The organism is Paenibacillus sp. RRE4 (genome assembly GCF_031844205.1).
GTDB lineage: Bacteria > Bacillota > Bacilli > Paenibacillales > Paenibacillaceae > Paenibacillus > Paenibacillus xylanexedens_B.
Genome location: NZ_JAUZUT010000008.1, coordinates 130,446 through 139,391 on the forward strand (window position 1 = coordinate 130,446; position 8,946 = coordinate 139,391).

The 8,946-nt window shown below is 46.2% G+C and carries 8 protein-coding genes and 7 tRNA genes; all 15 read right to left on the minus strand.

Annotated features, from left to right (window positions below; all coding sequences use genetic code 11):
* Positions 1-78 precede the first annotated feature (78 nt).
* The 15 genes from yajC to Q9R46_RS24285 all read right to left on the minus strand — a co-directional run bounded on the left by yajC (position 79) and on the right by Q9R46_RS24285 (position 8,928).
* Positions 79-390 (minus strand): preprotein translocase subunit YajC, encoded by a 312-nt coding sequence (yajC, locus tag Q9R46_RS24215; protein ID WP_090915603.1) that lies wholly within the window; start codon positions 388-390, stop codon positions 79-81.
* 67 nt (positions 391-457) lie between these two features.
* A complete protein-coding gene (tgt, locus tag Q9R46_RS24220; protein WP_090915605.1) occupies positions 458-1,594 on the minus strand; it encodes a tRNA guanosine(34) transglycosylase Tgt in 1,137 nt (378 codons plus the stop codon).
* A 35-nt stretch (positions 1,595-1,629) separates the two neighbouring features.
* Positions 1,630-2,658 (minus strand): tRNA preQ1(34) S-adenosylmethionine ribosyltransferase-isomerase QueA, encoded by a 1,029-nt coding sequence (gene queA / locus Q9R46_RS24225; protein ID WP_145332687.1) that lies wholly within the window; start codon positions 2,656-2,658, stop codon positions 1,630-1,632.
* 33 nt (positions 2,659-2,691) lie between these two features.
* On the minus strand, positions 2,692-4,779 hold the full coding sequence (locus Q9R46_RS24230; protein ID WP_397386416.1) for a SpoIID/LytB domain-containing protein: 2,088 nt from the start codon (positions 4,777-4,779) through the stop codon (positions 2,692-2,694).
* 170 nt (positions 4,780-4,949) lie between these two features.
* On the minus strand, positions 4,950-5,960 hold the full coding sequence (gene ruvB / locus Q9R46_RS24235; RefSeq protein WP_123066274.1) for a Holliday junction branch migration DNA helicase RuvB: 1,011 nt from the start codon (positions 5,958-5,960) through the stop codon (positions 4,950-4,952).
* Between the two features lie 61 nt (positions 5,961-6,021).
* On the minus strand, positions 6,022-6,636 hold the full coding sequence (gene ruvA / locus Q9R46_RS24240; protein WP_154887473.1) for a Holliday junction branch migration protein RuvA: 615 nt from the start codon (positions 6,634-6,636) through the stop codon (positions 6,022-6,024).
* The gene (gene ruvC, locus Q9R46_RS24245) at positions 6,633-7,136 is read right to left on the minus strand and encodes a crossover junction endodeoxyribonuclease RuvC (RefSeq protein ID WP_145332690.1); all 504 of its coding nucleotides are present in this window, start codon (positions 7,134-7,136) and stop codon (positions 6,633-6,635) included. The genes ruvA and ruvC overlap by 4 nt, the downstream gene beginning before the upstream one ends.
* Before the next feature lie 283 nt (positions 7,137-7,419).
* Positions 7,420-8,112, minus strand: a complete 693-nt coding sequence (locus tag Q9R46_RS24250) for a BofC C-terminal domain-containing protein (protein WP_311282102.1) — start codon at positions 8,110-8,112, stop codon at positions 7,420-7,422.
* A gap of 192 nt (positions 8,113-8,304) precedes the next feature.
* Positions 8,305-8,378 (minus strand) — tRNA-Pro (locus Q9R46_RS24255).
* A 7-nt stretch (positions 8,379-8,385) separates the two neighbouring features.
* Positions 8,386-8,464: transfer RNA gene (locus tag Q9R46_RS24260), tRNA-Leu, on the minus strand.
* Between the two features lie 15 nt (positions 8,465-8,479).
* A tRNA-Arg gene (locus tag Q9R46_RS24265) sits at positions 8,480-8,556 on the minus strand.
* A 7-nt stretch (positions 8,557-8,563) separates the two neighbouring features.
* Positions 8,564-8,638 (minus strand) — tRNA-Gly (locus Q9R46_RS24270).
* Positions 8,639-8,656: 18 nt separating this feature from the next.
* Positions 8,657-8,734 (minus strand) — tRNA-Asp (locus Q9R46_RS24275).
* A gap of 28 nt (positions 8,735-8,762) precedes the next feature.
* Positions 8,763-8,836 (minus strand) — tRNA-Met (locus tag Q9R46_RS24280).
* 16 nt (positions 8,837-8,852) lie between these two features.
* Positions 8,853-8,928, minus strand: a tRNA-Val gene (locus Q9R46_RS24285).
* Positions 8,929-8,946 lie beyond the last annotated feature (18 nt).

An 8,946-nucleotide genomic window follows, 5' to 3' on the forward strand; every position in this document is an offset into this window, starting at 1 on the left:
AAAAAGAGAACCGGATCTACTTCAGATCCGATTCTCTTTTCGGGAATATGCCGGTGCATATTCTCATCATGTATACCATTATTCAGCCGTTTCACGACTTACAGCGCTGCTAATCGCATTACGGTCAAACGTAAGCTTGGTAACGTCGTTTACACGCAATACCACCACGTCGTCTGTAATTTCAGCAATCGTACCGTGAAGACCACCGATCGTTACAATTTTATCGCCTTTTTTCAACTGGCCCAACATCGCATTACGTGCTTTTTGCTTTTTGTTCTGTGGGCGAATCATCAGGAAGTAGAAAATCGCGACCATCAGTACCAAAGGTACGATCAACGAAAAAATTCCACCACCAGCATTAGGTGTTGTTGCAAGCATTCCCTGAAACATCAAAACTCCCCCTTATCGACTATACGTACAGATACTGCTTGTTGCATCGGTTCCGCAAAAACCTCAATCAGAAACCTTTGTCATTGTCATGCAGACCATATTGATCGAAAAATTCATCCCGGAAATCAAGCAAACGATCTTCCATTATGGCTTTACGCACATTGCGCATCAAGTTCTGTAGGAAATGAAGATTATGGATCGTTGTGAGACGCAAGCCAAACGTTTCATCTGCTTTGATCAGATGGCGCAAGTACGCTCTGGAATAGTTACGGCAAGTGTAGCAATCACATTCCGGGTCAAGCGGCCCAAAATCGGTTGCAAACTTGGCATTGCGAACGACCAGACGTCCCTGACTTGTCATCGTTGTTCCGTTACGGGCAATTCGGGTCGGCAACACGCAGTCAAACATGTCCACTCCACGAATCGATCCCTCAATCAATGCATCGGGTGAACCTACCCCCATTAAATACCTTGGTTTATTGGAAGGTAGCAAAGGCACCGTGTAATCCAATACGCCATACATCAAATGTTTCGGTTCTCCAACACTCAGTCCACCAATAGCATACCCCGGGAAATCCATGGAAGTCAAATCAGCCGCGCTTTGACGACGGAGATCCTCGTGCATGCCTCCCTGTACGATAGCAAACAAGCCTTGATCATGGGGACGAGCATGACTTTCAATACAACGCTCCGCCCAGCGAGTTGTTCTTTCGAGTGATTTTTTGACGTATTCATATTCAGCTGGATATGGAGGACATTCATCAAATGCCATCATAATATCTGATCCCAGAGCATTCTGAATTTCCATAGCCACTTCCGGGGAAAGGAACTTTTTGTCACCGTTCAGATGGGAGCGAAAATGTACGCCCTCTTCGGTAATCTTACGCATCTCACTAAGGGAGAACACCTGAAAACCACCGCTATCTGTCAAAATAGGACGATCCCAGTTCATGAATTTATGCAAACCGCCAGCTTGACGGATAATTTCATGACCCGGTCTCAGGAACAAATGATACGTATTACTCAGAATAATCTGAGCATCCATTTCCTTCAATTCTTCGGGACTCATCGTTTTTACCGTTGCTTGTGTGCCAACCGGCATGAACGTTGGGGTCTCAATAACACCATGAGGTGTATGCACACGTCCCAGACGAGCACCAGATTGTTTACACGTTTTGATATGTTCGTACGTAATTGCTGCCATTGGTTATAATCATCCTCTAAAAGTTAATCGGTTTATTAATAAATCAACATCGCATCGCCAAAGCTAAAGAAACGATATTTCTCCTTGATAGCTTCCTCATAGGCATGCATGATATGCTCTCGGCCTGCAAGAGCACTAACAAGCATCACCAGTGTTGATTTGGGCAAATGAAAATTAGTCAGCATACCGTCAATCACCTTGAAGGAGTACCCGGGGTAGATGAAAATGCTCGTCCAGCCGCTGCTTTCCTGCAACACGCCATCTTCGAATTTACTTCCCACCGTCTCCAGCGTTCTGCAGCTGGTCGTGCCCACTGCAAAAACCTTATTACCACGCTCTTTCGTCTGATTAATCAGTTCAGCCGTTTCCTGTGATAAAGAATAATATTCCTCATGCATAACATGATCCTCAACCATGTCAACAGACATCGGTCTAAACGTACCAAGCCCTACATGCAGGGTAATAAATCCAATATTTACACCTTTAGCGCGAATCTGATCCAGCAACTCATCCGTAAAGTGTAAACCTGCTGTCGGTGCAGCTGCCGAGCCCTCATGTTTGGCATATACCGTCTGGTAACGCTCTCGGTCGTCCAGCGTTTCCTTGATATAGGGTGGTAATGGCATTTCACCAAGGCGATCCAGGATCTCTTGGAAAATACCATTGTACTCAAACGTTAACGTACGTGCGCCCATCTCGCCTACTTCATTAATGACGGCCTTTAATTCATCACTGAACACAATGACAGAGCCAGCTCTCAGCTTTTTACCCGGCTTGACGAGTGCCTCCCATTGATCACCTTCGACGTTTTTAAGCAAAAGCACCTCGGCTTTTGCCCCCGTGTCCGCTTTGGTACCAAACAGGCGAGCAGGCAATACCCGGGTATCATTCAGAATCAGTGTATCTCCAGGCTGCAGTACATCGATAATATGGGGAAAATGGTGATGGGCAACCTCCCCTGTCTCCTTGTTTAAAGTAAGCAAACGAGAAGCTGTACGATCCAGCAACGGCGTCTGAGCGATTAACTCCTCTGGTAACTCAAAATCATATAAGTTCACATTCATGCTCTATTCATTCCTTAATGCAATAGTAGTCTTTTATTCCTTTACAATAACCGCGTTCTGATAATAGTGTTTCAATATCGTCTGGTAATCATACCCTTCGTCAGCCATACCCTTGGCGCCCCATTGAGATAAGCCAAGTCCATGTCCATTCCCTTGACCAATAAACATAAAGGTCTGACCTTGTGTCACGGCTCTCGCTTGACCATCTGCACTCATCACAACAAGTGCGTTGCTGGATGAGGTGCCCGTTCCTGAGGCAGACAATATTGAAGCGCCCTGTGATCCGGTTTTGCTGACTTTTTGACCGTCAGCGCCTAATACAGTATAACTTCCGGTCCCTGCAATATCAAATAAAGTGCTTGGTAATCCGCCAAGCGCAGAGCGGTACGTATCCGCATATTTAACAGTCAACGGTTGCCCGTTAGCCGTAACTTCCAGTGCTCGTCCGGAAGGCCCTCGCTTGGTTACTTCCAACGTTGATATGGAAGCTGGAGCGGGTACCGTTGTCTTACCTTGCAATGTCTTGACCAGTTGTGCCGAAGTAAACGGCCCTCTCACCCATGCATAATCATTGGATTGAGCCACTTTTGCCAATACAACAACTTCCGTTCCAGGATTGATTTTGGCAACTGGCTCAACATTGGATTGAATGAGGGGGATCGGTCTAATATTTGTATTTTGAGCCGTGACGGTTGCTTTGGAGAGTCCAGCATCCGTCTTCGTTGTCAATTCTTTTACATTGTCCTCACGAATATATCCGCTCACACCTGAACTCATCAGCACATGATACCATGTATGCAGTCCAGCCTGCGCAGACAGATCGCCACGACTGTCCACATTTGTAAATACACCTGCCCCACCGTTCCACACTTCAGAAGGATGAGCAGTTTGCCCTCCGGCATTAGATGAAAATACGGCTTCTACAATTTTGCCTTCGCTTTTGAGCACTTCTCCAGCCGTTGCATCCACCGCACTTGTTACTTTGTCGTTCTCAGAGTTCATTCCGTTATACGCCTGGCTCAGTGTGGTGTCCACAACATTGGCGATTTTAAAACGCTCACCCTGTTGGAGTGCATAGGAGCGGGCAGCCACCGCCTGTACTTTAAGTGCTTCTGCTGGCCAAGAAGAATACACTTCTGCTCCAACAACCGAGTACAAGTATTGTTCCAATGGCACAACGTTAACTAAAGCCAGATCTCCATTAACGATGCTGATCTCCATATCTCCGCGATATGTACGCTGGGAGCGCTCTACAACTTTTATGCCGTTGCCGCTTCCTTGTACCATTACTTTGGAATCCTGGCCTGCAATCGTGTAATGTGGAGCCGTTTTTAGAGCATCCGTACTCAATCCTGCATCCTGACGGATAATCAAACCTGGACTGTTACCTACAGGAGAGAGGCTAATGCCAGATACACTGGATTCCACACGTTGCTTCAACGTAGATAACTCCGCCGCAGATGTCGCTTCACCCACCCATACGGTATAGCTTTGATTGCTTCCATCTAGTTGCAATACAGGATAAGCTGTAAATCCCGCTGCAAGCAAACTTGACTGTGCTGCTTCTGCTTCCTGAAGAGAAGTGTAACTCCCTGTAGACAGACGTTCGCTTCCGGTTACAACCGGTTTCTGTCCCGCTAATTGAGCCGCAGCTGTCTTTTGAACCCGAGCAACGGCTTGTCCTGCAAGTGCTGCTGTACCGTAATTGCCAGTGTATAGCTGATACAGTGTTTTTCCATTAAACGTCACCGTATACAGCAAAGGTTTATCAGCCGTAACCTGAAGCAATTTAGCTGCCGTTGCGGCTGTTTTGAAATCAGCAGTTTCTAATACTTTTACGCGGAATCCATCTGCACTAAAACGTGTTTGCCCCGATGGAAGAGTCACATTGGTACCACCACCAGACTGAATACTCCATGAACCTGCTGATTCAAGTGTAATTAGAGGTGTTGTTGATTTATATGTGCTCCCTAAATTCGCAAACATAGCTACTCGAATCAATTGTGCATTATCACCAGCCGCATAAGCTGGCACATGCAAGCACCCTACTGTCAACAGAGCAGCCGCCAGTACCTTCAATCGACGACTCCACTTGTTCGTGCGTATTGCTTTTCCCACAATCAGGCTCCTCTCCATACATGTCCTTCACTTTATATCGGTCAGTTTTCACAGAGATTTCAACTTTCTGTTCAATTTCCAAGAATTCCGTTCGCTGTCTGTTTCCTGGCCATCTCAGCTTCTTCATCTATTGTCTGATGAATTTCGCTTCGACGATGTGTAAGAGCTAACTCTTACTTGCTGTCTCTTGGGGGAACAGGCAAACCAAGGTGATGATAGGCTAGATCAGTAACTACACGTCCTCTTGGCGTACGCTGAATCATACCGATCTGTAGCAGATAAGGTTCATACACATCCTCAATCGTCTGAGATTCTTCCCCAATTGTAGCGGCTATCGTATCCAGTCCAACAGGACCTCCCCGGAAGCTGTTAATCATAGACTTCAGCATCTTGTGATCAATATCGTCTAACCCACGCGGATCAATCTGCAGGCGTTGCAACGCCTCCTCTGCCAGTGCTTGTGTAATGATGCCATCACCGCGTACTTGTGCAAAATCACGTACTCTTTTCAACAAACGGTTTGCAATTCGCGGTGTCCCTCGTGAACGCAAAGCAATCTCTTCCGCAGCGTCCCCAACAATCTCTACACCCAGAATATCAGTGGATCGTGAAACGATGTAGGCAAGTTCATCAACCGTATAGAACTCCAGACGACTAATCACACCAAAACGGTCCCGAAGCGGAGCTGACAAAAGTCCTGCGCGTGTCGTAGCACCTATTAACGTAAATGGAGGCAAGTCCAAACGAACGGAACGCGCGCTTGGCCCTTTACCGATCATAATATCCAGAGCAGAATCCTCCATTGCCGGATACATCACCTCTTCAACGGTACGATGAAGTCGATGGATCTCGTCAATGAATAACACATCCCCCTCTTGCAAATTCGTCAGCAGCGCTGCCAGATCACCTGGACGTTCAATGGCAGGTCCTGAAGTGGTCCTTAGGTTTACACCAAGTTCATTTGCAATAATATTCGCGAGTGTTGTTTTACCTAGGCCCGGAGGTCCATATAACAGCACATGATCCAATGCTTCATTCCGCAATTTAGCGGCTTCAATATATATTTTAAGATTTTCCTTCACCTGATTCTGCCCGATGTATTCGTTTAGATATCGGGGACGAAGGCTTAATTCAACGTTCTGATCTTCCATCATCAGGTTAGCGGATATAATCCGTTCATCCATGTTCTTCCCACCCTTTTCTTGCAGGTTACAACTCTAGTACGACAATAAAAATAAATATAAATTAACCCGTAAATAACATTTGCAGTGCCCGCTTCATCAACACATCCACAGAATCGGCGGTCGTCACATCTTTTTTCAGCTTGAGCCATACTTTGTCCAGTTCACTATCCGTATATCCAAGCGCCTTCAGACCTTCACGCGCCTCATCCCATGAGGACCCGCTTCCAACCTCTTCGGATGGTGGTGCAAAGAGACCCGTTTCATACGCTGCTGTACCGAAACCGTCCAATTTGTCCTTCAGGTCCAGAATCATACGTTGCGCTGTTTTTTTACCGATACCTGGCAGTTTCGTCAAAAATGTCAGATTCTCCTGATAAATGGCTGTGACCACATGATCAGGCGTGCCACCGGCAAGAATACCTAGCGCCACTTTTGGGCCAATTCCAGATACTTCAATCAATTTGCGGAACAAACGCTGTTCCTCTCTCGTCACAAATCCAAACAACAGCATCGCATCTTCACGCACATGATGGTGGGTGTACACGATTATCTCGCCTTCCTGCTTGGCAAACGCGTAGGGGTTCGGACAGAACACACGGTAACCCACCCCATGGACATCTAAAACAATGTAATCACTCTCGACATGTATGAACTGTCCTCTTAGAAAATCAATCATTTTCGCAATACCTCATTCAACTTGGAATTTAATGTATAAGAATGCGCATGACAAACAGCAACAGCCAGCGCATCTGCAACGTCATCGGGTTTAGGCACAGCCTGCAGACGAAGGAACATTTTGACCATCTCCTGCACTTGTTTCTTCTCCGCCTTGCCATAGCCCACAATCGCCTGTTTAATCTGCATCGGGGTATATTCCGCAATAGGCAGACCTTTCTGAGCAGCCGCAAGGATCATGACCCCTCGAGCCTGGCTGACAGACATCGCTGTTGTTACGTTACGGTTAAAAAAGAGTTTCTCCAGTGCGACTGCATCTGGTTTATACTTATCAATCAGTTGCACCATGCCCTCATATACGTGAAGAAGCCGATCCTCATCTGGTGTATGTGCTTCCGTCTGAATGCAACCATATTGTACGGGCACAACCTTGTTCCCGATTTTATCTACAAAGCCAAACCCCACAATTGCAATACCCGGGTCAATTCCCAAAAAACGCAAAACCATCTCTCCCTTACAAAAGCGAACATATGTATCGTTCATTTCATTATAACAAAAGATAGGCCTTGCGGCAGGAAAAACTTTGTCTATGCCAAAGCTTATGCTATTTCGTGATCATTCTTCAAAGATCTCATTTTATAGAAGGGTTGACTTAAAAAACGACAAAAAGGACATCCTCACGATGTCCTTCCCTAGCCATCTCTTCACTTATCTTTGTTATACGTTTCCTTTAGGTAACTCTACACCTTTGACTTAGAGGTTGTATTCCTTTATGCCAGTCGGTTTATCCGCCATTTCGAAGCAAATGATGCGTTTCATCCACAGCAAAGTCACTAAACGTTGAAATTACACTGTCATATTCATCTTTATCCTGTATTCGGATGCCTTCTTGCAATTGCTCCAGCACCCCTTCAGGCAATGAACTTTCCAATGTACCTACATCGAGTTGAAAAAACGTGCGAATAACGTTCTCTTCAGCGGGCTTGCCCTCATAAAGATTGAGATGACCTGTAGCATCGATACTGATGTAGGCTTCTTGTTTACAAACGGGTGAAAGATCATCCACGCTTTGATTCAGGTGTAACGTATCCGAGGAAGTAACCTTTGCTTCCCACTCCGGATGTTGTGCAAGCAGCATTTTTAATTGAGGGATATCCATTCTTCCCAGTTGTTCAGTTTCAACACCGCAAATATATTTGGTTTGTAAAACAACACATATTAATTGGTCTGCACCCGTTTCAAGTTGCTCTACAATCACCTGAACTTCCTGTGCCGATCGTTGATCATGTTTAACTGGGCCCATAACATTTAAGGCTTCGCCAAAATCGGTTGTTAGTAAACGCTCAACTGCTGCTGATATAGATAAACCACGGTATGCTAATATCGTAACCGCACATATAGCGGCAACCATCCACAATGTTCGTTTCCATCGCCGCCAGCGTCTCTTTAATTGTTTTCGTAAGGTGAACCTGTTCACATAAACCCCTTCAATCACTTTTTTTAAACCTATTGTGACCTAATGGAGAAACCTTTATGCAAACCCATCTCATTAAACTCTTGAAAGCCTTGACCCTGAAAAGTTTCGGTAATTAAGAGATCCACATTTATGAAGTGGATGTCTATTAAAAATAAAAAATCACCATCTGATTTAGATAGTGATTTTTAGAAATCGGGATGACACGATTTGAACATGCGACCCCCTGGTCCCAAACCAGGTGCTCTACCAAGCTGAGCTACATCCCGTTATATATACCGGCGAGAGGACTCGAACCTCCACGGTTTCCCACTCGATTTTGAGTCGAGCGCGTCTGCCATTCCGCCACGCCGGCAAACTATTAAAATAATGGCGCGCCCTGAGAGATTCGAACTCCCGGCCTTTTGATTCGTAGTCAAACGCTCTATCCAGCTGAGCTAAGGGCGCAAAATATTGGAGCGGAAGACGGGAATCGAACCCGCGACCCTCGCCTTGGCAAGGCGATGCTCTACCGCTGAGCCACTTCCGCATGATAAAATTGTAAAGATGGCGGAACCGACGGGATTCGAACCCGCGATCTCCTGCGTGACAGGCAGGCATGTTAGGCCAACTACACCACGGTTCCAAATCACTTTCGGTTAGGAAAGCTTCAATTGCGGGGGCAGGATTTGAACCTGCGGCCTTCGGGTTATGAGCCCGACGAGCTACCGGGCTGCTCCACCCCGCGTCAATAAAAATGAATATGGTGGAGGCTGAGGGGATCGAACCCCCGACCCTCTGCTTGTAAGGCAGATGCTCTCCCAGCTGAGCTAAGCCTCCATAATATGACCCGTAGGG